Here is a 346-nt window from a genome sequence, read left to right as displayed (position 1 = left end):
TGATGGCCCGGATCGAGCGACACGAACAGAAAGAGCAGAACCCCCAGCAACCCACCGGCTGCGATCACCAGCCTGCCGCACTGGCCCTGACCGCATAACCCCCGAAGGATTTACGGAGCGGACCACTTAGAGCGACCGGCAATAGGCGTTACTTGAGTCGGCGGGTGGTGGGTCGGGTGTCCCAGCGGTAGAGCGTGCGGGCTCGTTGGATGAGTTGATGGATGGTGACGATCGCTGCGGCCAGGTACAGGTAGAAGTCGATGATCTGGGCGTTGCGGTCGGTGCAGCGGCGGATCTTGCCGAAGCCGTTCATCCAGGAGTTGGTTCTCTCCACGACCCAGCGTTT

General features: G+C 61.8%; 1 pseudogene. It reads right to left on the bottom strand.

The features are described from left to right. Positions 1-148: 148 nt before the first annotated feature. A pseudogene (locus F8271_RS31930) lies at positions 149-346 on the bottom strand (IS5/IS1182 family transposase); the annotation flags it as partial.

This window comes from Micromonospora sp. ALFpr18c, from assembly GCF_008868155.1.
Lineage (GTDB): Bacteria > Actinomycetota > Actinomycetes > Mycobacteriales > Micromonosporaceae > Micromonospora.
Note: the sequence above shows the minus strand (reverse complement) of the source record. Positions and strands in the feature narration are given on the sequence as shown.